Source organism: Candidatus Kapaibacterium sp., assembly GCA_025059875.1.
Lineage (GTDB): Bacteria > Bacteroidota > Ignavibacteria > Kapaibacteriales > HRBIN21 > HRBIN21.
The window spans coordinates 27,452-48,620 of record JANXCT010000003.1 but is presented as its reverse complement, the minus strand read 5'-3'; the positions used below and the strand labels follow the sequence as shown (position 1 = coordinate 48,620).

Genomic DNA, 21,169 nt, shown 5'->3' with positions numbered 1-21,169 from the left:
GAGGGAGCCGCTGTAGCAATTCCGCCGATGCTGAAGGTTACCGCACCACCTGCAGCGATGCCGTCAGCACCCCGTCAGCCGTGCGCAGGCGCAGCATGTAGCTGCCCACCGGCAGTTCCGCCGTGCTCATCCCGAATGTATTGATCCCTGCCGGCATCCAGCCCAACTGCGCTGCCATGCGGCACCGACCCAGCACGTCGCAGAGCTCAACGACGACATCGCTAGGTTGGGCAAGGCGGTACTCGACACGCACCTCGTCTGCGGCTGGATTCGGAATAATTCGCAGGATGCCGCTCTGGTCGCCGCCGGGCTGGGTGGTCTCTACCGATACCGGCGTCAGCCGTGTCGTTGCGCGTACGGTATCGCTGGTAAGTGGATTGCCATCCTGGTCGTAGAAAGTGATGGCGACCCGAGGGGTGTCAGTCGTCGGCTCGTTCGAAGCTATGGTTGCCAGTAGTCGCCAAGGATTCTTTATGGGGTTCGTCGGCCTTTTGCATGGGGTGAGGCTCACGATAGCCCATCCGTCGGAGACTCTGGTGTCGCCAGACCACTGGTGGTACCGTCCTGACTCGCGCTCATCGCGGGTGAGCTGGTCGTCAACGCTGGCCCCAATGACTCGCCAATTCCTCGCTATCGGGACGATGGAAGCATGACAGGCGTGGAGATCACCTGTGCCCGGTACCAAGGAGGTATCAATCTGTGCTTCGAGCAGGTATGCCGACCTAACGGTTGGACGAACTAGTAGTTCGATCCCTTTCACTGGGGGCAGCACGATGGGTAGACAATCTCTACGATTGGGCTTCGCACACCAGTTGTCGTACGCTAGTCGGCAAGTATCCCCGTCGCAGTGGATGACTGTCAGCTGGGCGCTCCCCCTCCAGTTTAGCGTGTAGTCCACGCCTAAGTTGAACCGGACTGTATTGCTTGCCGCCGGACCCTGTGGGGCTTGGCCTCGTGGAGGGCACCACATGCTGATTTGGCTGTAGTACGGTATACCGCTGTTCGCCACGCCCCACGGACGGGGGCCTCCGTCGACCAAGAGGCCACCGCCGTTCCACTTGAACGTTGGATTCCCCGGGTTGGGGTCGGGCACGAGCTGGATGCGAACCTCCCTGATGGGCGAGGCTGGCTGTTTCAGGTTGTAGATGGTAAAGGTCCGCCCTGAAAGGTTGAGCCCGGGCCAAATGAAAGGCTCTACGGCAAGGCTGTCGCAGCGCGTAATGGGGGCACGAGGGCATCGGATAATGACGGTGTCACAGCACTCAACAATCTGGCCAGTACCAATGAGACGAGCGCAGATCTGGACAGTCACTTCCCCGCTGGCAGTCGTTGGCGTAATCTCGCTGAAGAGCGTTAAGGGATTGGTACACGGTGGGCTGAAGGTAAGAGTTCCGCTGACTGTGTTGTGGAGATCGGGCGGACTCGTTGTGTAGGGACAGCCCGTGGCGTAGAAAGTGTCCACAAGGCCGCCAGAGACAAAGTACTGCAGAGACGCTACGGCAAAGGCTCCCCCGAGGCTCGGAACCTGCCATTGGATCGTGCAGCAGGCGGAGTCAAGGCGCTGCTGCACCCGTGACCACAGCTCGCGGCAGAGTCCAGAGACCCCTGGGTCCTGCGCACAGCGAAAACAGAAGTTATCGAAGTACACCTGCTCGGAAGGCGAGTTGTGGTAGTCAATTCCCAGATAGATACCAGTAACGTTCGCAATGAGCATGTTCCAGGCCGTGCAGGTGTCCATGCCGGGTGGTAGGTTGGAGAGGAGCCAAGTGAACCTCCCATCTGTGGGCAGTTTCCCGCCGACACAAGGACCAATGGGAAGGCAGATACGATACCATTGGTCTTCTTGCATGTCCGGCGCACCTGGAAGAGCAATGAGTTCGGCCCGCAGAGCGTTCGTTACGTTGGCGACAGGGGGAGGCGCCGTCCCCGTCCATATGCCGATGCCGGGGTTTTTGAATGTGGGCGGGGGCGAGGAAGGGTACTGGAGGTCTATCATCCAGTCAAAGCAGAGGCAGCCCTGTTGGGCCTTCTGCAGCCAGTTCCCGGCAAAGAACGGTGTTGCATTTGTTGCTATAGAGGGGCCTCCTGCACTATCTATGAACTGCATTGCTGGCGATGGATGCCCCGCAGGTGGGGTCGCGATCCAGTTGCAGCGCGAGACCGACATGAACCATTGTGCACAGTGATTCACGCCGGTGGCGTCAAAGGTCAGGCAGTCCTGCTGAGCAATGGTCGTGACCGGCAGCAGGGATGGCAGGAGAGTGAGCACGGCTCCCCACACCAGGGCCCGGAGTGAGCGTACTGGCTGTCTCCGGAGCAGGCACTTCGAGTCGTGAAGCGGGTCGGAACGATGCTGCCCGTGGGTCCAACGATGTCCCTTCGTCATTAGTGACCTCCAACATTTGTGGAACATACTTCAAGGAAGCGTCTGCCTCAGTCTGTGGTCGAGACGATCAGGGGGTGAGCCCATGGGCGGTTGACCCCGGAAGAGAAGAGGGTCCGGTACGGCTATCATCCGTTGGATAGTCTTCTTAGGTCGGGACCGTTGTAGGAGCTCCCCCGTGCTCTCGCCTTTTCGGGATCGCTCTTCCTGTATTGCTCGGAGCAGTGCCAGTAGAGGCTCCTTCTATACCTGTAGAGGATAGCGCTACCTTAGCCAACAACCCTGCCCTTTTGCTCCCGAGGCGAGCGACAGGATTGTTGGCTGAGTACAAAGTTATGGTATCTGTCCCAACATGTCAAGGGGGTAGGAGCGAAATTTTACAAACGGTGGTTTTCGCGCAATGAACGGCCGTTTCAGACCAACGAACGGCGGACTCAGTGGTGGCGCGGTACAGCCTTGTACGGAGCCGCAGGGACGGGGATGGAAACCGCCTCACGGCACCATCACTGTCTTGCCTACAATTGCCCCCGCTTCCATCCGCTGATGCAGCAGTGGTGCTTCCGAAAGTGGGTGGACGCCTGCAACGTAGGGACGCACTATACCGTCGGTCACCAGCCCGATGAGCGCCTGCAACTCAGCACGGGTCCCCAGGTAGATGCCGTGTAGGCTGACGTGTCGTAAGTAGGTCTGGTGGATGCTCAGTGTGGTCTCCCGACCGGTGAGGATCCCACAGAAGATGAGGCGACCACCCTTGCGTAGGAGTGCGAAGCTGATAGGGAAGGTGGCCGGGCCGACGTAGTCTATGACTGCGTCAATGCCCTCAGGAAAGCGCTCCTGGACGGCCTGCAGGACAGCCTCTGGCGGAAGGGTTGGCAGGACCCAGTCGGCCCCCCAGGAGTGTAAGAGTTCGGCCTGCTCCATCCTGCGAGTGGTGGCGATGACGTAAGCACCTCGGTGTCGGGCCAATTGGAGTAAGAAGGTGCCCATACCTCCGGTTGCTCCCCAGACGAGCAGTATGCTGCCTTCGCTGACGCCAGCCGCCTCTATGGCATGGTAAGCGGTGAGACCAGCGACGCCGAGGCATGCCGCTTCTACATCCGACAGGTGTTCGGGGAGAGGGATGCAGCAACGCTCTGGGACAGCAACGTATTCGGCATAGCCACCAGCCCGGTGCATGCCGAAGTACTGCCACCGGAGGCAGAGATGTTCCAGTCCCTTGCGGCACAGGGAACAGGTGCCACACCACACGATTGGGTAGACGAGCACCCTCGTCCCTTCCCGCAGCAACTGCACACCCTCGCCACAGGCAACGACGTCGCCAACGATATCGCCACCGAGGATATGTGGAAACTGTAGTGTCAATCCAGGATAGCCGCGGCGGATGACAGTATCTACTCGGTTCAGCGAGGTTGCCCGAACCCGTAGGACTACTTCGCCAGGGGCTGGCGTTGGCTCAGGGAGGTCTACTCGGTAGGTGAGGGCCTCGTGCGGCTCGCCATGGGCTTGGAGCACGACAGCACGCATTCTCACTGGAGTGGCAGTAGGACAAACATCAGCACGTCCCAGAGGGCATGGGAGATGATGCCTGGGATGAGGGAGCCCGTCCAGAGGAAGAGCGCACCCCAGGCCATCCCGGCGACGAAGGCAGCGAGTAGTAACGGCGGGTTGCCGGCCCAGATGTGTACCAATGTGTAGAGCACTGTGGCGACTAGTAGTCCCCAGATGGGCCGAAGCCGCGTCTGTAGGTAGCGTTGGAGGACGCCCCGCCAGAAGACCTCTTCCGCCGGACCGATCCACACCGCCAGTAGGAGAGCAATGAGCCAGGCAGGGGCTTCAGCGCGCCGGGCGTAGACAGCGTTGACGAGGGCGCTCGCTCCAGGGAAGAGGGCGACCATCAGTGCGTGGCCGACCCAGAAGAGACCGTAGAGTGCGAAGGCTGATCCGATCCCTAGAGCAATCCATCGGGCCTCTACTCGGAAGAGGGGCTGCCACTCTCGGCGGAGGACCCAGGCGCTGTAGCCGAGCAGTGTCCCTGTAGCCATCGCCATCCCCAGCCAGAAGGAGTTCTGTGGCGCCGTCCACGGCGAGAAGAGCACGAACCACCAGGCTGCCGCCAGAATGACCCCGCCAAACGGAAAACCAGCAAAGGAGAGGCCCATTCGGTCACCACACTACTGGCACAAGTCGCTGGAGGATCAGACCCGCGACGACGGCTAGCGAGAACAGCAAGTGGAGTTGGGCCGTCAGCAGGTCTAGGAAGCTGAAGGCAACACGAGCGTGGTTGAAGGCCACCTGAATGTTACGCCACCCAACGGGTAGTGTCAAGAGCGCCACGAGCGACCATACTGGGAGCAGCTTCAGGCTAACGAGGAGCAGAAGTGACACGTATGCCGCCACTACAAGGACGGCGTAGTAGTATGCTGAACCTCGTGGCCCTAAGAGGCTCGCTACCGTGTGGTATCCGGCCGCTCGGTCCTCGGCAATGTCGCGGTAGTTGTTGCCGTGGAGGATGCCAATCGTCAGCAGGCCAATCGGGATGGAGAGCCACACGGGGAGCCAATCCAACTGCGAGGTCTGCACGTAGTAGGCACCCAGCGCCATCAAAGGGCCAAAGGCCAGGAAGACGGCGATGTCGCCGAGTGCGCGGTACTTGAGCCCAATTGGCGGGACGGTGTAGAAGATGCCAATCGCAGCCCCTGCTGCCATCAGGTACCAAATCGCTGGACCGCTGAGGGATGCCAGAATGGCGCCAATGATGGCAGCCGCTACCATGAGGATGATCCCAAACCGCAAGTGAGTCTGCGGTTGCATGAGGCCATCCACTAAGACGCGGCTGGAGCCGAGGACTTTCCAGGTATCTGCCCCACGCCGCCAGTCCACGTAGTCGCTGATGACGTTTACTCCGGCGTGCGCTAGGAGTGTGCCCAAGAGGGTCAGCAAGAACAGGCCCCAGTGGAAGACCGGTGCAACGAGCGAGCCGAGAAGGACTGGCGCCAGCGTGACCGTAAACGAGAACGAGCGGACAGCCTTCCAGAAGACAGCCACCTTTGAGGGCTTGTCTCGAAGCTGGTTGCGGAAGTAGTCCAGGACGGCATCGGTGACCTCTACAACAGCTCGCGGCTTCCATTCCCGAGTGAAGTCCGATACGAAGAGCCGGGTGGGGCGAATCCGGAAGAGCGTCACTCCGGGGATGAGCTTGGCGAAGAGCACCAGTTCCAACGCCTTGCGGAAGATGATGCTGCGCTCGGGCCGCTCTGTGATAGGCCCCAAGGGTTCAGCTATCCCTTCGCCTTGGATGAAGCGGTCGGGGACGCCACGCTCGATCACGAAGAAGACACGCGGGTTCTCGATGACGTTGCGGTAGTTCCGGCCCTGCTCCAGAGCGACGTAGAGGTAGCCGTCTTGCTCGCCGAAGTAGGCCTTACCGGCCCACAGCCCATCGCTACCGTGAGTGACGAGCGTCAAGGCCTTGTTCTCGCGGAAGACCTGCTTGGCCGCTCGCAGTGCCTGGATATCCATCAGGAGACCCAAAGCATGGTTCGACTGACCAGCCGGTCAGCAAAAATACAAACCCGCCACTTCCAGCATGCTAGCGATTTGGCAGGGGTGCGAGGACGGAGCTCTAGGGGAGCCTTCCTTGAGCGGAGTGCTCCCTAGGAAGTGGGCGCGGTAGGGGCGAATCGAGCAATATCGTGGTATCGGCATCGTCACCTCAGCTTGCGATGAGATGGACGCTCCGACATCGGTACCGAGCGCTCAGCGGTATCCTCCTGGGCCTCTACGGCAGCGTGACTCTCGTGTTGCCGCTCATCCTCTGTTCCCGCTTGTGCCTGACGGAGCCCTGCACGCTCTCGTCCCTCCACATCCAGGCAATGCCGTCAGCGGAAGAGGAGGCTAGCTGCTGTGTCGCTGCAGAAGACTGCTCCGAGCCGGCCTCGGATGAGCTGCCGCCATGCTGTTTTGACGGGCACTGTTACGAGAGCATCACTGAGCTCATTCCGCAGGGGCTTCCGGAGAAAGGGAAAGAGGGGCTCGTGCTGCCGACCGCTATCGTTGGCCACCTGAAGCTGGCCCTTCCTATCCTCTGGAGCTGGCAAACTCGGACCTCTCTGAGAGGAACGCACCACCAGCCTTCACCAGACCTCACGGCACTCTGTATCCTCCGGTGTTGAAGCCTCCAGCGGGAGTGGGTCTGTAGGGGCGTCCTCCCTACGGGGCTGCGTGTACAGGTTACAGCACCCGTTCCGTGCTGCGCAGTAGCGTGTTCCACAAACGCTGGAGGAGACAATGCTTGCCCTCATGGTTGTGGGCATCTGGTCTGCTATGCTTGCTGTGCTATCGGCGGTGGCGCAGCCGTACGTTGAAGGGATCGTCTACGGCGAAGAGCCCGATGGAACCCGCTGCCCACTGCCTGGAGCCCGCGTGCAGTGGGTAAGGAGCGAGATTGGGGTGTTGACGCACTCCGACGGTCACTTCCGCCTCCCGCGCCCGGATGGCGTGGACACCCTGCGGGTGAGCTCCGTTGGGTACCGCAGCCGGGATACCGTCCTGCCTGCCGGGGTGACGGGGCCGCTGGTCATCGTGTTGAGAGCGGACTACGAGGTCGGGGAAGTCGCGGTTGAGGCTGCAGCCCCGACGATTGCTCCAGCACCGGTGAAGACGGAGCTCATCAGCATTCAGCAATTGGAGCAGTCTGCCTGCTGTACACTGGCAGAATCCTTCGAGAAGAGCCCGACGGTGGAGGCCACCTTCTCCGACCCGCTGACGGGGCTGCGGCAGATTCAGATGCTGGGCCTGAGCGGGGTGTACGTGCAGACGCTCGTGGAGGCGGTGCCGCTCTTCCGTGGGCTTTCGCTCCCGTTCCAGTGGGAGTACATCCCGGGGCCATTCCTGCAGGGGATTGCCATCTCCAAGGGAGCGACGTCTGTTGCAGATGGCTACGAGGGGCTTACCGGAACGGTCTGCGTCGACTACCGCAAGCCGTACGATAGCCCCCCGCTCTTCGCCAACCTATTCGCCAGCTCTGCTGGAAGGCTTGAGCTAAATCTAGCCTCAACCCGGACAATATCTCGTTCGTGGCAGGGTATGGGCTTCCTCAACGGCCGATGGTCAGGGTGGGAGCGGGATGTCAACCGCGATGGCTTCATTGACATGCCCTTGGCGCGGCAGCTCGGGGGTATGGTGTGGCTATTGCACTCGGAGGAGCCCGAGCTCCAGGTCTTTGCGAAAGCCGTGGTGGATGAGCGCCATGGCGGTACGCTCCGGACGGCAGTCCCAGAGCGGTCGTATCTGCTCCACATCCTCGGGCGTCGAGGTGAGCTTGTGGGCAAGAGCACCCAGAGGCTCTCCGACATCACTCAGTTCGGGGTGCGGACGGCGCTGGTGGGGCAGCAGGTGCGGGCGACACTGGGGCGCTATCCGTACAAGGGCACGCAGTCCATGGGAACGTTCGCCGCACTCTTCGTCAGCGAGTGGGAGGACGGGACGTGCCTACGCTACGGAGCAAACTTGCTGGTGGACTCCTACGATGAGCGGTTCGCTGATACGGCGTGGAACCGACGCGAGCTCGTTCCTGGGGCTTTCTTGGAGGCGACGCTCTATCTCCGTTCCGGCCTCACGGTAGTGGCCGGGCTCCGGGCAGATTGGCATAGCCAGTACGGGGCATTCCTAACACCACGGGCCTATCTCAAGTGGCAGCCTTGGACTGGCGTAACGGTGCGCCTCTCTGGCGGTCGAGGGATGCGTGTGCCGAACGTCGTGGCGGACAACCTACCCTTCTTCCTGAGCTCCCGCCAGGTTACCTTCGGGCCTCTCTCGCCGGAGTGGGGCTGGAACTACGGCGGCTCGCTGACCCTACTGTTGCCCGTCGGAGGGCTGTGGACGCTGGACTTAGAGGCATACCGGACGGAGTTCCGGAACCAAGTGGTGCCGGACTTGGACTGGAGCCCGCGCCGACTGCTGCTGCAGAATGCTGGTCAGGCTTACGCGAACTCGCTCCTGCTGCAGGCAGAGGGGAGGGTGGCCGGAGTCGAGCTCCGGCTGGCCTACCGCTGGTGGGATACCTGGGCGCAGACGGGCGGGCAGTGGCGGCGCCGTCCCTTGGTCTCGCCCCACCGGGTGCTGGCAACGGTGAGCTATGCCATTGCAGGCCACCAGTGGCAGGTGGATGCAACGCTCGTCTGGAACAGCGGTGGTCGGCTACCGACGGCGACGGGCAATCCCGATAGCCTCCGCTGGGGAGAGCGCTTCCCCGCAGTCTTCCGAGTCAATGGGCAAGTGACGCGCCGCTTCGGAGTCTGGGACCTCTACGTTGGGGTGGAGAACCTGACGAATGCCCTACAACACTCGGCTGTCGTGGACCCAGGGAATCCGCGTGGGCCCTACTTCGATGCCTCCTTGGTCTGGGGACCGCTGGAGGCACGGCTGGTCTACGTCGGCGTCCGATGGCGTGTGGGGGAGAGCCCGTAGTGGGGGAAAGCCCGTAGGCTATGTGGACTCAGCGCAGTACGACGAACGGGCGCGAGAGTGTCCCATGCTCTGTGCGGAGGAGTAGCATGTACGTCCCTGCTGGCAGCGGAGGGAGCGCGACGCGGTGTACGCCGGCAGAATGCCAACCTTCGGCGAGCGATGCCACAGTGCGGCCGAGGAGGTCCACGACGCTGAGCGAGACCCACAGAGCCGAAGGTAGCTGGTACGAGGCGGAGCCTATCGTCCCTCCAACCACCGGCTGCAGCTCCACGTTGAGCGCTGACGGGCGGAGGGGTAACTCCTCGGCATCGCTCGCGCCTTGGGTGTCCAGCAGATAGGCCTCTTGCCGCCCTGTGGCGGCGTTGATGCCGTAGCCGACGATGTACCGCCCGTCGGCGGAGATGTCACGGGCTGCATACAACAGCGAGCGTCCGACGGCGCGCGCGTAGAGCACATTGAGGTCTTGGAGCCCTGTGGCCGATGTCCAGCGGAAGGCCCGCCAGTCTCCGGTTGGGGTGGTAGCCCAGCCCACCACGACGGAACCATCGGCGGAGACGGCCAGCGCAGCGCTCTCCCGACCACCTAGGGTTCCCAGCTCCTGCATCCCGGTTGCTGCCGTCCAGCGAAAGGCCCGCCAGAGGCGGTCGCTGTTCTCGGCCCGTCCCACAACGACAGAGCCGTCGGCAGAGACATCGTAGGCTTCGCTACGGGCTCCACCGAGGGTGCCGAGCGGCTGGAGCCCGCCGGAGGGTGTCCAGCGGAAGGCCCGCGGTTGCCGGTCAGTGTTCTCGGCCCAACCGACGACCACCAAGCTATCGCGGGCAATTGCCAGCGCTGCGCTCTCCAGCCCGCCGAGGGTGCCCAGCTCCTGCATGCCGGAGGTAGTACTCCAGCGGAAGGCACGGAACTGCAGGCTCCCGTTCATAGCCCGTCCGACGACAACCCCTGCTGGCGAGATGGCTACCGCCTCGCTCTCCCGTCCGCCGAGCGTCCCCAAGTCACGCATCCCCGTGGAGGCCTCCCAGCGGAAGGCCCGCCAGCGTCCGAGCGTGTCCTGGGCCCGGCCGACGACGGCAGAGCCATCCGCCGCCACGCCCAATGCCTCGCTGAAGCTCCCCCCGAAGGTCCCCAACGACACCATCCCGCCCGAGGCCGTCCAGCGGAAGGCCCGCCACTGGTAGTTCACGTTCTCGGCTCGGCCGACCACGACCGTGCCGTCGTCGGAGACAGCCATTGCCTCGCTCGTGCCCCCGTTGGGGAGCCGCCCCAGCCATATCAGTTGCTGGGCCGCACAGCAGAACGTGGAGAGCAGTACGAGGAGGGCACACATCGGAACTCGAGCAAGCCTCCGCGGAGTGTTGGACGTACGGCCGAAGTCCCGCGGGCGAAAATACGAGGTGCGTCCGATGGCGAGTGCGCAGCCACTCCGCTACGGCAACCCCAAGAGCTGCACCAGGTGGTCAATCTGCTCCAGCTCGGTCTGCAACTGCTGCCGAATCCGCTGGCGCAGCCGGCCAATGGGCTGCTTCAGCAACGCCTGGTCCATCGCAGCAACGCTCTGCTTCACCTTCGCGTGGCACTGCCGGCTGAGCTCCGCTAGCTGCACGTGCAGCGGGTCCTGTGGGTTGAAGCGCGGGATGGGAAGGAGTTCCTTTCCCGCTCTGGGCACCGAAGGCACCTCTTGGCTGGAACGGCTTGATGGCTGCGTCCACGCACGGAGCGTTGAGGATGGCGCAGAGGTAATGTGCCTCGTCGCCATCGAGCGTCTCAAACAAATAGGTCGTGTACTGCCCGAAGAAGCCCTTCACCGGCAGGCCATGGACCTGCTGGACGCTCGCATCGCTGGGGTCCACGACGCATGCGCAGAGGTACGTCCCGCTGGTGTTGTAGAGCAGCTTGTACACGCCCGTAGGGCTCTGGTCGGTAAGGTCGTTCTGCCAATTGAGGCGGCCCAGCAGATCGAGCTGTGACTTCCTGTGCCGGTTCCAGATGGACTCTGCCTGCTTCAGCCAGTCGGCTAGTCCCGTTGCCCCCATCGTGATGGCCTGCTGGGCAGTGATGAGGTGGCGGGTGGTGGCGTCTATGGGGAGCACGACGAGCGCCAGGCGGCGCCAGCCGAAGGGCAGCATGTCGTCGGAGAGGAGCGTTGCGTAGAGGAAGTCCGCCTCTACCCTCCCCTGCAGCCGCCGGCCCTTCCACGGCGGCTTGGTCCGAGGTTCTACGGTAGGGTCGGTCTCCAACGGTGGCCGTTGCTGGCTGATGACGAGTGCTTCGGCCCGGGGGCGTACGAACCAGAGGCAGCGGGGCACTATTGTAGCACCCGGGGTAACCTTTGGGTGGTAGAAGCTCTTCGCCGTAGCGGTGCTGGGAAGGGTGTAGGATCCCTGCCACCGCCGGAGTATGCGTAACGCCCTCTGCAGCGGTGCGTTACGCTCCGGCAGCTTGCCCTCCAGGACCAGCAGAGGGATGCCCTGTGCGTGGGCTCCGGAGGAGTGCTTCCGCCATACGAGCACGCAGCAGGGGACGTTGAAGAGCGGGCTGACCCGCTCGCAGTCTACGATGAGCGCCGCTGTGGCTACGAACCGCTGGCGGAAGACGTCGTGCTGCTTGGTGCCGGTCAGGACGCTCCGGGGCATGACGAACGCGATGGTGCCGCCGTCGGCGAGGTAGCGGTCGGCGCAGAAGGCGAAGAAGAGCGTCGCCAGCTCCATCTGGGTGAAGAGGTGGGCCTGGGAGCCCTGCAGCAGGCCGTAGTCCTGCAGGGTCAGCCTGCGCACCTTGTCTTGGTAGTCGCGCCGCTGGATGTAGCGGTAGGCCAACCACGGCGGATTCCCCACGACGAGGGCGGACTTCCGAGCGGCGAGTAGCTTGGGGCGGTACGCGTTCTTCAGCACGAAGCCCCAGACCGTGTCCGTCGGGGGCGAGGCCAGGAGCCAGCGCATGAGGCGCAGGTTTGCATGCCACAGGTAGTACTGTCCACGTGGGAGTCCGAGCTGGAGGAGCCGGGAGTGGAAGCCCTGCTGCGCATCTACGTCGGTGATGGAAGGCTCGGCAAACCCCAGCAGGGCGTCAATGGCAGCGTTGAGCTGGTCTTCGCTCAGCGTGGCCGGCAGCGAGAACTCCCTCGGTAGGGACTCCCCGCACTTGCCGGAGAGCTGCGCGATGTCGTCGACGTCAACAGGGACGGAGATGACGCGCTGGCGGCGGTGGGAGACGGTGAGGCTGTCGGCTATGTAGACGGGCACGTGCAGGTCCCTGCTGTACTCCCTCAAATCCTGGCTCAGCGCCAGGACGAAGTTGGTGCGGGCAATTGCAACTGCCAGCGGGTGGACGTCAATCCCCGCCAGGAAGTGCACGCAGAAGTCCACCAGCTCAGCTCCGCAGAGCCCCGACTCCCGCAGCAGCCGGATGGCCACGAAGAGGAAGGTCCCGGAGCCGCAGGCGGGGTCCAGCAGGAAGAGCCGGTCGTCGGGAGGTTGGAACGGAAGGGCCTGCAGGATGCCCGCTTCGCGCAGCGTCAGCTCGGCAAGCCAGTCGGGCGTGTAGTACTCCCCGAGGTCATGCCGAGTGGCCGGGTCCACGAGCTCCTGGTAGAGCTCCTGCAGGAGGTCCTCGCGGATGGCGGAGAGGTCGTAGGAGGTCGTCAGGCGGGTTGCCAGGGAGCGGAGCAGGGGAGAGGCGGTTGCGTCGTCAATCCAGGAGAAGAAGTCGTCGGCGACGAAGTTGTAGAGGCCGAGCTGCTCGAACGTCTGCCCGGTGAGTAGCCCCGCAAGCTCGCTATCCTGCGGGACCCTGCGTTGGAGCACCACGAAGGCCAGCAGGCGGGCGAAGAGGGCCAGGTACGTGTGGCGCAGGAAGAGCTGCTCGGTGCCTATGGGGCTGCCGTAGACGATGGAGAGCAGGCTCTGCCACTGGGTGTACTCCGTCTGCGCCGATGGATCCGCTTTGAGCCGTTGCCATGCCTTGTCTAGCAACTGCAGGCTCCCCTGGAAGGTCGGGCTCCGCTCCCCGAAGCGTAGGGCGATGTCCCGGGCCGTCGGACGGAGCTGCTTCTCGTGGAAGAGGTAGCAATCCAGCCACAGCCGGCACTCATCGGCTCGGCCGGCGTCGAGTCGGAACTGGTCCAGCTCCTGGAGCTATCCGTCCCGCAGGACGTAGACCTCCAGGGTCTGGCCGTCAGTGAGGATGCCGACGCAGTGCTCAGGCTGCGGCTGTGCGGCCAGGTAGCGCTGGAGCTGCTGCTGGCCATCGGAGCGGGTCTGGTCGTCGAGCTTCCGCTTGAACTCAAAGATGAGGTCGCCGCAGATGGCGTCGGCGAAGCCTCCGCGGACGGAGAGGCCCGGCACGTGCTGCTCCACCTGGATGGGCCGGGCGGCCGAGAGCTCCGGGAAGGCGGTCTGCAGGAAGTGCAGGAACACGTGGCGGATGCTGTCTTCGCTGGCTCCCTGGTGGCGTAGCTGCTCCAGTCGGCTGAGGTAGTCGGATAGTGCTTGGTCAAATGGGGTCATCGGGGCTGCGCAGGGTGCACGCAGCGCAAAGATACGCCAGGGCTAGCGGCGGGTTGCGGGGTGCTTCACCACACGAAGGTAGCCCACCAGCCGAGGGCGAGCTGCCAGCGTGCGGGTAGCGCAGACACGGCGGGGAAATAGCGCAGGCGCAGCCCCAGCGAGTGCTGGGGGAAGAGGCCCATGTACCAAATCCCCATCGCGTTCCGGAGCCAGGCCTCAGCCTGCAGGTACGGGCGGCGTTCGGGTGCACGCCAGCTCTGGCCCAGCCCCAAGCTGCCTCCCAGGCGGAAGAGCTCGGGCAGAAAGATGGGCACAGCGTTCCAATCAGCCAGGAGCGTCGTGCTGAACTGGGCGGCTCCCAGCCGTTCGTAATCTACCTGGAGGCGGAGGAGCGAGAAGCGCTGAGCGGTGGACTCCGGACTCCATCCAACCCCGGTCCCTATGGACCAGCCCCACTGCTGGCGCGATGCATCCAGAAGCACAGTCGGAGAGACGAGCGAGGCCGTCCCGAAAGCCAGCCACACAGGGGTGAGCACGTAGCCGTAGAGCGCCATGAGCAGCTCCTCACCGCTGATCCAGCGAGGCCCGCCAGAGTTCAGCCGGAGTAGGGAGTCCCGCGGAGTGGTGGCTGCAGCGACGCTTCCCGCAAGCAGAAGGAGCAAGAGAGCTTGCCTAATTTTGCCGCTGGCCATGGAGAAGGCGTTGCTCATTGTTGCCGGACCTTGCGTTGTGGAATCCCGAGAGCTGCTCCACACCGTCGCCGACTACCTCTGCCGCGTCTGCGCTGAGTTGCCCGTGCGGCTGGTCTTCAAAGCGTCCTACCGCAAAGCAAACCGCACGAGTGCCCACTCCTTCACCGGCATAGGAGACGAACGAGCCTTGGAGTTCCTGGCCGAGATTCGCAGTACGTATGGCATTCCCGTGCTAACAGATGTTCACACGCCGGCGGAGGCAGGTCTGGCGGCGCAGTATGTGGACATCCTGCAGATTCCGGCCTTTCTCTGCCGCCAGACGGACCTCCTCATGGCCGCCGGCGCTACGGGCAAGCCGGTGAACGTGAAGAAGGGCCAGTTCATGGCCCCGGAAAGCATGGCGTACGCGGTGGAGAAGGTCCGTCTGGGGGGCGGTAGCGAGGTGTGGTTGACCGAGCGGGGGACGATGTTTGGCTACCGTGACCTGGTGGTGGACTTCCGCTCACTGCTGATTCTGCGGCAGACTGGCTGTCCGGTGCTCTACGATGCCACCCATTCGGTTCAGCAGCCCAATGTTGGGGAGCGTTCTGGCGGGCGCCGGGAGTTCGTTCGGGCTCTGGCTCGGGCTGCCGTCACCGTCGGAGTGGACGGCATCTTCTTCGAGACCCATCCAGACCCGACGCAAGCGCTGAGCGACCCGGAGACTCAGCTCCCGCTGGCGATGGTGGAGGGATTCCTGCAGGAGGTGGTGGAACTCTGGCAGGCGGCCCAGCGGTGCGGGGTTGGGGTGTCGTGATGGGATTGCTCCTGCTCTCCTGCTCCCCCGGGGGCGTGCGTCCGGAGGGGGAGCTCTTCCCGGAGGAGTCGCTGCAGGCACTACCACCACAGCTTGCCGTCAAGGTGTGGGTTCGGCTCCTGGACTCGGCAGGCACTCCACGCGCTGAGGTCACGGCCGACACGGCATGGGTGCTGCCGGAGCGGGACCAGACGGTGCTGCGTGGGCACGTCCAAGCCCGCTTCTTCCGTTCTGGGGAGCTCGTCGGTGAACTCTCGGCCGATAGTGCCCGTGTGGAGGAGCGCTCTGGACTCATGGCCGCTTTCGGTCGGGTCGTTGCCCGCTCGCATCCGGAGGGGCGGAGCCTGCAGACGACGGAGCTGTGGTGGGACCGCCAGCGGCAGCAGTTCTTCTCCTCAGCACCGGTCACTATCATAACGCCGAGGGAGGTCATCGAGGGCGTTGGATTCGAGGCGAGCCACGATCTCCAGACGTACCGGGTCTTCCGCGTGCGTGGGCGCCGCCAATGAGGTGGGTGGTGGGGAACTGGAAGATGCACACAACACCGTCGGAGGCCCACTGCTTGGCACTGCGTCTGCGCGGGGAGCTTGCCAACGAGCTCGAGCGCTGCCCCCGAGTACGGGTAGCCGTCTGCCCGCCATTTCCGAACCTAGAGGCGGTGTCTCGAGCCCTCCAAGGGAGCCCAGTCCTCTGGGGGGCACAGAACTGCCACGAAGAGGTGGAGGGAGCTTACACAGGGGAGGTTTCGGCTCGTATGCTGGCGGAACTGGGATGCCAGCTTGTGCTCGTAGGGCACTCGGAGCGGCGCCGCTACGCCTGTGAGAGCGACGCGCAGCTTGCCCGTAAGCTACAGCGGGTAGTAGAGTTCGGCATGCGGCCCATCCTCTGCATCGGCGAGACACTAGAGGAGCGGCGTTCGGGGCAGACGGCAGCCGTTATCGAACGCCAGCTCAGCGGCGTCTTGGGACGTGTACCAGCGACGATGTGGACAGGACTCCTGGTGGCCTACGAGCCCGTGTGGGCCATCGGGACAGGGGTTGCGGCGACACCGGAGCAGATTGCCGAAGCCCATGCAGTGGTGCGCCGCTCCTTACTGCAGCAGGGCCTTCCGTCGGAGGTCCCTATCCTCTACGGAGGCAGCGTCCACGCCGGCAACGCGGAGTCCATCCTCGGCATTCCCGAAGTTGCTGGGGTTCTGGTGGGTACAGCATCGCTGCGAGCTGAGGAGTTCTGTGCAATCGTCCGCTCGGCGATTCGGCGGGCATGGTGCTGAACATCCCCAACATACTGACGTTGACGCGCCTGGTGCTGGCGCCGTTTGTGGGGGTATGTCTGGGGGTGGAGCAGGCGTGGGTGGTGTGGCTGGGAGCCTTTCTGTTTGCCATTGCAGCTCTCACTGACGGGGTTGACGGCTGGATTGCTCGTCGATACGCGCAGAGCACTCCTGAAGGAGCATTCCTGGACCCGCTGGCGGACAAGGTACTGGCACTCTCGGTCCTGTTGCCGCTGGGCTGGCTGGGGATTGCGCCAGCGTGGATGGTGGCCATCTTGGTGGCGCGGGACATCACTACGACGCTTTTGCGCTGGCATGCCATCCAGCAGGGAGAGCTGCTGCGGACGCTACCGGCAGCGCAGGCCAAGACCTTCGTGCAACTAGGAGGGCTCGTTGTCGTAGTCTTCTTGGTTGCCCTCTGGCGGGACGGTCGGCAGCCTCATGCTGAGTTCGCCGAGCGGATGCTGACTAGCGATGGCGTCTGGGGCTTCTTCCTGGTGGTAACACTCCTGGCACTCTGGACTCTTGCCGTCTACGCGTGGCGCTATCGACAGCTTGTGGCTGCGGCCTTCAGTCGCTTCTACCGCTAAGCGTACGGGCACGCCACCCAGTGGCCGGGCTCCTTCTCCTCTAGCGCAGGCATCTGCTGCGTGCACTCTAGCTGGGCAATTGGGCAGCGGGGGTGGAAGGGACAGCCGGGTGGCTTGCGGAGCAGCGAGGGGATTTCGCCTCGGAGGACGATGCGCTCCCGCTTCTGTCGTGGGTCAGCAATGGGGACAGCGGAGATGAGCGCTTTCGTGTACGGATGCCGAGGGCTGAAGTAGATCGTGTCGGCGGAGCCGATCTCCACGATGTGCCCCAGGTACATGACGGCGATGCGGTCGCTGATGTGGTGCACCACCGAGAGGTCGTGCGCGATGAAGAGGTAGGCCATCCCAAACTCCTCCTGCAGGTCCTCCATGAGGTTGATGACCTGCGCCTGGATGGAGACGTCCAGTGCGGAGACCGGCTCATCGCAGATGACCAGGTCCGGACGCGTGGCGAGGGCTCGGGCCAGGCCAATGCGCTGGCGCTGGCCGCCGGAGAATTCGTGGGGGTACCGCATGCGGTCTTCGGGCTGCAGCCCTACCTTCTCCAGCAGCCAGACAACTTTCTCCTGGATTTCGGCCCGCGACAGCTCGGGGAAGTGAACCTCCAAAGGCTCGGCCACAATCTGCCCAACCGACAGCCGAGGATTGAGCGAGGAGAAGGGGTCCTGGAACACCATCTGGACGTGGCGTCGGTAGCGGAGCCGAAGCCGCTGTGGGTAGCCGTTGCGGCGGTGACGGGAGAAGAGCTGGAGGAGGTCTACCGGCTCTAGTTCTCCCGATGGGTGGAGCCACGCATGGCCGCTGATGCGGGCATCAGGGGAGGAGAAGGGAATAATCCCCACGATAGCCCGCCCGACGGTGGTCTTCCCCGAGCCGGACTCTCCAACGAGCCCCAACGTCTCACCACGGTGGATGGAGAAGCTCACTCCATCGACGGCGGGAAGCCAGCCGACGATGCGCTGGAGCACGCCACCGTAGACGGGGAAGTGGACCCGCAGGTCGTCTACCCGCAGCAGGAGCTCACTCATACCGGAGCCCTCCCTCCATCGGTGAGACCAGATGGCAGCGCACGAAGTGGTTGGGGGCAACCTCTACCAGAGGCGGCTCCACCGTGTCGCAGATGTCCAGCTTGACGGGACAGCGAGTGCAGAACTTGCAGCCCTGTGGGAGCTGCAGGATGCTCGGCACGTTGCCAGGGATAGCGTAGAGCCGGCGACGTTTCTGCCCTGGAGCTGTCGGGCGGGGAATGCACTCGAGGAGTCCGCGCGTGTAGGGATGGAGCGGGTTGAGGAAGAGTTCCTCGGTGGGCGCCATCTCTTGGATTTTGCCCCCATACATGACGGCGACGCGCTGGCAGATCTGCGCCACCACGGCCAGGTCGTGCGTGATGAAGAGGATGGCCCCGTTGCCGCGCTGTGCTTGGAGCTCGAGCATGAGCTCCAGGATCTGCGCCTGGATTGTCACGTCCAGCGCCGTGGTCGGTTCATCGGCAATCAGCAGCTCTGGGTTGCAGGCCAGCGCCATGGCGATCATGACGCGTTGCCGCATCCCACCAGAGAACTGGTGGGGGTAGTCATTGAGCCGCTTCTCGGCATCAGGGATTCCAACGCGGCGGAGGAGCTCTATCGCGCGGGCCCGCGCCTCGGCTTCGCTCACACGCTCGTGCGCCAGGATGGTCTCCGTGACCTGCATGCCAATGGTGAAGACAGGGTTAAGCGAGGTCATGGGCTCTTGGAAGATCATCGCAATCCTGCCGCCGCGGATTCGGTACATCTCCTCCAGCGGTAGGGCCAGCAGGTTGGTGCCGTTGAGCCAGATTTCTCCGTCCACAATGCGCCCAGGCGGGTCCGGGATGAGCCGGAGGATGGAGAGCGCTGTCACAGACTTTCCCGAGCCCGATTCCCCCACGAGTCCGAGGACTTCGCCAGGGAAGATGTCCAGCGAGACGCCATCCACCGCCTTTGCCCACTGCTCCTCAATCCGGAAGTAGGTACGCAGGTTGCGAATCCGTAGCAGCGGTGACTTCTCCGCCATCACTCCTCACCGCAAGCGTGAGAAGGTCCTCGGGTCAAAGGCCTCGCGGACGGATTCGCCGATGAAGACGATGAGCGTCAGCGTCAGGAAGAGTGCTGTCATGGGCGAGAGCATCAGCCACCACTTGCCCGTCGCCAAGTGTTGGAGTCCAACGCTCATCATCTCTCCCCAGCTCGGCGTCGGCGGCGGTAGCCCAAACCCTAAGAAGTCCAGGCTGACCAGAGCGCCGATACCGGCAACGACGGAGAAGGGGAAGTACGTGATGATGGGCACGAGCGAGTTTGGGAGGATGTGTTTGAACATGACCTTCCAGCGTGGGACACCAATAGCAATAGCTGCGGCAACGTAGTCCTTGGCCTTCTCACGGTAGAACTCTGCGCGGATGAGCACGGTGATCCCGATCCATGTGAAGAGTGCCAGCAGCAGCAAGAGGAGGATGAAGTTCGGGCGCACGATGGAGGCGACGATGATGACCAGGAAGAGGAACGGCACTGTTGCCCAAATCTCTATGAGTCGCTGGGCCAGGATGTCGAACCGGCCACCGAAGAAGCCCAAGGCGGCTCCAATCGGCACGCCGATGAGGTACTCCAGCAGTGCCAGCAGGAGCGCGAACGAGAGGGAGATTTGGAACCCGTACGCCATCCGTGCAAAGACGTCACGTCCTCGGTCATCAGTCCCCAGAAGGCGCACGGAGCCCGTCGGATCCTGCTCCAACGGCGCCAGGAAGGCCATGTTCCCCTCTACGGTCACGTCCTCGATCGGGCTGTAGGGGTAGGGTGGCAGGATGACGAGGTTGCGGCCCCCTTCCCGTTCGTACTGGCGCTGGAGGAGTCGGTAGTTGCACTCTCCAGGGTTCCCGCGTTGCCCAAGGGATTCGCCACTGTAGAACCCAGAACTGAAGAGCCCTCCGATGAGGGGGAGCGAGTTCAGCCACGACTCGACCGCTGGGAAGTACCAGCGTCCCTCATAGCGGACAGCCAAGGCTTTGTTGTTGACGAGCAGCGGCAGGAAGAACGAGAGGACATAGGCTCCCGTCAGGATCAGCAAGGAGTAGTAGCCCCGCTTCAGGCTCCGGAACTTCCGCCAGCGACGCTGGTAGATGCTCAAAGACTGGGCAGACCGTTCGGCGAGCTCTGATTGCTGGGCTTCTTGCTGTTCCAGAGGGACTGCCATCACTTACTTGAAGCGGATGCGTGGGTCAACTAGTGCCAGCGCTAAGTCGGAGAGGATGGCCCCAAAGAGCCGTACGAGCACGGCCAGAACGGTAAACCCGAAGACGATTGGGTAGTCGCGGGCGAAGACAGCCTCTATGGAGAGCTTCCCAACGCCGTCAATGTTGAAGACGAGCTCGATGAGGTACGAGCCTGCCAGGAACAGCCCGATGATGTAGCCGATGTTGGCAGTAATCGGGATGATGGAATTGCGGAGGGCGTGGAGCCAGATGACGCGCTTCTCTGAGAGCCCCTTGGCGAACGCGGTCCGGATGTAGTCTTGGCTCAGGTTTTCCAGGAGCGAGTTCTTCATGAGCACGGTCAACGAAGCGAAGCTGCCGACGGTGTAGGCGATTGTTGGCAGGACGAAATGCCATGCACGGTCCAAGATTTTCTCCAGCAGCGATAGCTGCTCGTAGTACTCCGATTGGAAGCCGCCCAAAGGGAAGAGCTCTACGAAGGACTGGGTGCCGAAGAGCATCAGCAGGAAGGCCCCAAGCGCCCATCCAGGAATGGAGTAGCCGATGAAGACCAGGGTGCTGGAGACCAAATCAAACGGCGTACCGTGCGACAGGGCCTTCTGGATGCCGAGGTAGATGCAGATGGAGTAGCTCAGGATGAAGCCAATGAGCCCGAACTGCAACGAGACGGGTAGGCGCTGGAGGATGAGCTGCAGCACGGGTTCGTTGTAGGTGTACGACTTGCCGAAGTCTCCTGTGAGGATACCGCTGAATCCCGTGCGGTAGATGCGGACACGCTCCTCGCCACGTTCGCTCGGCTGCGGTTCAACATGCCAGCCCGTCAGCGGGTTGCCTGTTGACGGGTCAATGAGGCGGTAGCCTTCGGGAGTCTTCTCCACCAGCACCTGCTGACCACCGCCGATGTTGCGGATTCGCCCTGGGGTGGCGATGTAGCTCTCCAGCTCCCGCGGCCAGAGCCCCAGCCAAGTCAGGTAACGGATGAGGATCGGCTTATCGAAGCCGTAGTACCGTCGGAGCTCTTGGAGTGCGCTCTCGGGGATCATTGCGCCAGTCTGCCCTGCAACGCCCCCAGCGGCGGCTTCCCCACCCATGGCCATACGGAGCGCCATAATCTGCTGTTCTAAGGGGCCTCCAGGTGCTAGCTGGATGATGACAAACACAACGAGTGTGGCTCCTAGGAAGGTAGGGATCGTCAGCAGTAAGCGGCGAAGGAAGTACTCCCACATGGAAGCC

Annotated in this window: 18 protein-coding genes; 6 read left to right on the top strand and 12 right to left on the bottom strand. The window is 63.2% G+C overall.

Going from position 1 to position 21,169, the window contains the following annotated elements; genetic code table 11:
* Nucleotides 1-37: 37 nt before the first annotated feature.
* From NZ960_05045 to menA, 4 genes are all read right to left on the bottom strand, one after another.
* Nucleotides 38-2,386, bottom strand: a complete 2,349-nt coding sequence (locus tag NZ960_05045; GenBank protein ID MCS7176973.1) for a hypothetical protein — start codon at nt 2,384-2,386, stop codon at nt 38-40.
* A 489-nt stretch (nt 2,387-2,875) separates the two neighbouring features.
* Nucleotides 2,876-3,907 carry an alcohol dehydrogenase catalytic domain-containing protein gene (locus tag NZ960_05040; GenBank protein ID MCS7176972.1) on the bottom strand — a complete coding sequence of 344 codons (1,032 nt, stop codon included), beginning with the start codon at nt 3,905-3,907 and terminating at the stop codon, nt 2,876-2,878.
* A 2-nt stretch (nt 3,908-3,909) separates the two neighbouring features.
* Nucleotides 3,910-4,542 carry a CPBP family intramembrane metalloprotease gene (locus tag NZ960_05035; protein ID MCS7176971.1) on the bottom strand — a complete coding sequence of 211 codons (633 nt, stop codon included), beginning with the start codon at nt 4,540-4,542 and terminating at the stop codon, nt 3,910-3,912.
* 4 nt (nt 4,543-4,546) lie between these two features.
* The gene (gene menA, locus NZ960_05030; protein ID MCS7176970.1) at nt 4,547-5,902 is read right to left on the bottom strand and encodes a 1,4-dihydroxy-2-naphthoate octaprenyltransferase; all 1,356 of its coding nucleotides are present in this window, start codon (nt 5,900-5,902) and stop codon (nt 4,547-4,549) included.
* A gap of 203 nt (nt 5,903-6,105) precedes the next feature.
* Here menA and NZ960_05025 point away from each other — a divergent pair, with 203 nt between their 5' ends.
* Nucleotides 6,106-6,555 carry a hypothetical protein gene (locus tag NZ960_05025; GenBank protein ID MCS7176969.1) on the top strand — a complete coding sequence of 150 codons (450 nt, stop codon included), beginning with the start codon at nt 6,106-6,108 and terminating at the stop codon, nt 6,553-6,555.
* Nucleotides 6,556-6,670: 115 nt separating this feature from the next.
* Nucleotides 6,671-8,851, top strand: a complete 2,181-nt coding sequence (locus NZ960_05020; protein ID MCS7176968.1) for a TonB-dependent receptor — start codon at nt 6,671-6,673, stop codon at nt 8,849-8,851.
* 28 nt (nt 8,852-8,879) lie between these two features.
* Here the strand turns inward: NZ960_05020 and NZ960_05015 are convergent, their stop codons facing one another.
* The 4 genes from NZ960_05015 to NZ960_05000 form a co-directional block, all read right to left on the bottom strand.
* Nucleotides 8,880-10,181, bottom strand: coding sequence for an HAF repeat-containing protein (locus tag NZ960_05015; protein ID MCS7176967.1), 1,302 nt, complete (start codon nt 10,179-10,181; stop codon nt 8,880-8,882).
* 130 nt (nt 10,182-10,311) lie between these two features.
* A complete protein-coding gene (locus NZ960_05010) occupies nt 10,312-12,825 on the bottom strand; it encodes an N-6 DNA methylase (protein MCS7176966.1) in 2,514 nt (837 codons plus the stop codon).
* Nucleotides 12,826-12,987: 162 nt separating this feature from the next.
* On the bottom strand, nt 12,988-13,359 hold the full coding sequence (locus NZ960_05005; protein ID MCS7176965.1) for a hypothetical protein: 372 nt from the start codon (nt 13,357-13,359) through the stop codon (nt 12,988-12,990).
* Nucleotides 13,360-13,424: 65 nt separating this feature from the next.
* The gene (locus NZ960_05000) at nt 13,425-14,051 is read right to left on the bottom strand and encodes a hypothetical protein (protein MCS7176964.1); all 627 of its coding nucleotides are present in this window, start codon (nt 14,049-14,051) and stop codon (nt 13,425-13,427) included.
* Here NZ960_05000 and kdsA point away from each other — a divergent pair.
* From kdsA to NZ960_04980, 4 genes are read left to right on the top strand one after another with little or no spacing between them, the layout of a single operon-like run.
* Nucleotides 14,050-14,847, top strand: a complete 798-nt coding sequence (gene kdsA / locus NZ960_04995; protein ID MCS7176963.1) for a 3-deoxy-8-phosphooctulonate synthase — start codon at nt 14,050-14,052, stop codon at nt 14,845-14,847. The genes NZ960_05000 and kdsA overlap by 2 nt on opposite strands.
* Nucleotides 14,847-15,356 carry an LPS export ABC transporter periplasmic protein LptC gene (lptC, locus tag NZ960_04990; protein MCS7176962.1) on the top strand — a complete coding sequence of 170 codons (510 nt, stop codon included), beginning with the start codon at nt 14,847-14,849 and terminating at the stop codon, nt 15,354-15,356. The genes kdsA and lptC overlap by 1 nt, the downstream gene beginning before the upstream one ends.
* On the top strand, nt 15,353-16,120 hold the full coding sequence (gene tpiA / locus NZ960_04985) for a triose-phosphate isomerase (GenBank protein ID MCS7176961.1): 768 nt from the start codon (nt 15,353-15,355) through the stop codon (nt 16,118-16,120). Before lptC ends, tpiA begins: the two co-directional genes overlap by 4 nt.
* Entirely contained in the window at nt 16,111-16,710 is a 600-nt protein-coding gene (locus NZ960_04980) for a CDP-alcohol phosphatidyltransferase family protein (protein MCS7176960.1), read from the top strand. The genes tpiA and NZ960_04980 overlap by 10 nt, the downstream gene beginning before the upstream one ends.
* On the opposite strand, the gene NZ960_04975 is transcribed toward NZ960_04980, so the two are convergent.
* From NZ960_04975 to NZ960_04960, 4 genes are read right to left on the bottom strand one after another with little or no spacing between them, the layout of a single operon-like run.
* A complete protein-coding gene (locus NZ960_04975; GenBank protein MCS7176959.1) occupies nt 16,707-17,738 on the bottom strand; it encodes an ATP-binding cassette domain-containing protein in 1,032 nt (343 codons plus the stop codon). The genes NZ960_04980 and NZ960_04975 overlap by 4 nt on opposite strands.
* Nucleotides 17,731-18,744, bottom strand: coding sequence for an ABC transporter ATP-binding protein (locus NZ960_04970; GenBank protein MCS7176958.1), 1,014 nt, complete (start codon nt 18,742-18,744; stop codon nt 17,731-17,733). The genes NZ960_04975 and NZ960_04970 overlap by 8 nt, the downstream gene beginning before the upstream one ends.
* Before the next feature lie 6 nt (nt 18,745-18,750).
* Complete coding sequence (locus NZ960_04965) at nt 18,751-19,917, bottom strand: ABC transporter permease subunit (GenBank protein ID MCS7176957.1); 1,167 nt, start codon at nt 19,915-19,917, stop codon at nt 18,751-18,753.
* A 3-nt stretch (nt 19,918-19,920) separates the two neighbouring features.
* Nucleotides 19,921-21,162: an ABC transporter permease subunit gene (locus NZ960_04960; GenBank protein ID MCS7176956.1), complete on the bottom strand. Its 1,242-nt coding sequence runs from the start codon at nt 21,160-21,162 to the stop codon at nt 19,921-19,923.
* Nucleotides 21,163-21,169 lie beyond the last annotated feature (7 nt).

Excerpts from the sequence above, each read along its gene's own strand:
- NZ960_05045 (MCS7176973.1), bottom strand. The coding sequence starts at position 2,386 with ATGACGAAGGGACATCGTTGGACCCACGGGCAGCATCGTTCCGACCCG.
- NZ960_05040 (MCS7176972.1), bottom strand. The coding sequence starts at position 3,907 with ATGCGTGCTGTCGTGCTCCAAGCCCATGGCGAGCCGCACGAGGCCCTC.
- NZ960_05035 (MCS7176971.1), bottom strand. The coding sequence starts at position 4,542 with ATGGGCCTCTCCTTTGCTGGTTTTCCGTTTGGCGGGGTCATTCTGGCG.
- menA (MCS7176970.1), bottom strand. The coding sequence starts at position 5,902 with ATGGATATCCAGGCACTGCGAGCGGCCAAGCAGGTCTTCCGCGAGAAC.
- NZ960_05025 (MCS7176969.1), top strand. The coding sequence starts at position 6,106 with ATGAGATGGACGCTCCGACATCGGTACCGAGCGCTCAGCGGTATCCTC.
- NZ960_05020 (MCS7176968.1), top strand. The coding sequence starts at position 6,671 with ATGCTTGCCCTCATGGTTGTGGGCATCTGGTCTGCTATGCTTGCTGTG.
- NZ960_05015 (MCS7176967.1), bottom strand. The coding sequence starts at position 10,181 with ATGTGTGCCCTCCTCGTACTGCTCTCCACGTTCTGCTGTGCGGCCCAG.
- NZ960_05005 (MCS7176965.1), bottom strand. The coding sequence starts at position 13,359 with ATGACCCCATTTGACCAAGCACTATCCGACTACCTCAGCCGACTGGAG.
- kdsA (MCS7176963.1), top strand. The coding sequence starts at position 14,050 with ATGGAGAAGGCGTTGCTCATTGTTGCCGGACCTTGCGTTGTGGAATCC.
- NZ960_05000 (MCS7176964.1), bottom strand. The coding sequence starts at position 14,051 with ATGGCCAGCGGCAAAATTAGGCAAGCTCTCTTGCTCCTTCTGCTTGCG.
- lptC (MCS7176962.1), top strand. The coding sequence starts at position 14,847 with ATGGGATTGCTCCTGCTCTCCTGCTCCCCCGGGGGCGTGCGTCCGGAG.
- tpiA (MCS7176961.1), top strand. The coding sequence starts at position 15,353 with ATGAGGTGGGTGGTGGGGAACTGGAAGATGCACACAACACCGTCGGAG.
- NZ960_04980 (MCS7176960.1), top strand. The coding sequence starts at position 16,111 with ATGGTGCTGAACATCCCCAACATACTGACGTTGACGCGCCTGGTGCTG.
- NZ960_04975 (MCS7176959.1), bottom strand. The coding sequence starts at position 17,738 with ATGAGTGAGCTCCTGCTGCGGGTAGACGACCTGCGGGTCCACTTCCCC.
- NZ960_04970 (MCS7176958.1), bottom strand. The coding sequence starts at position 18,744 with ATGGCGGAGAAGTCACCGCTGCTACGGATTCGCAACCTGCGTACCTAC.
- NZ960_04965 (MCS7176957.1), bottom strand. The coding sequence starts at position 19,917 with ATGGCAGTCCCTCTGGAACAGCAAGAAGCCCAGCAATCAGAGCTCGCC.
- NZ960_04960 (MCS7176956.1), bottom strand. The coding sequence starts at position 21,162 with ATGTGGGAGTACTTCCTTCGCCGCTTACTGCTGACGATCCCTACCTTC.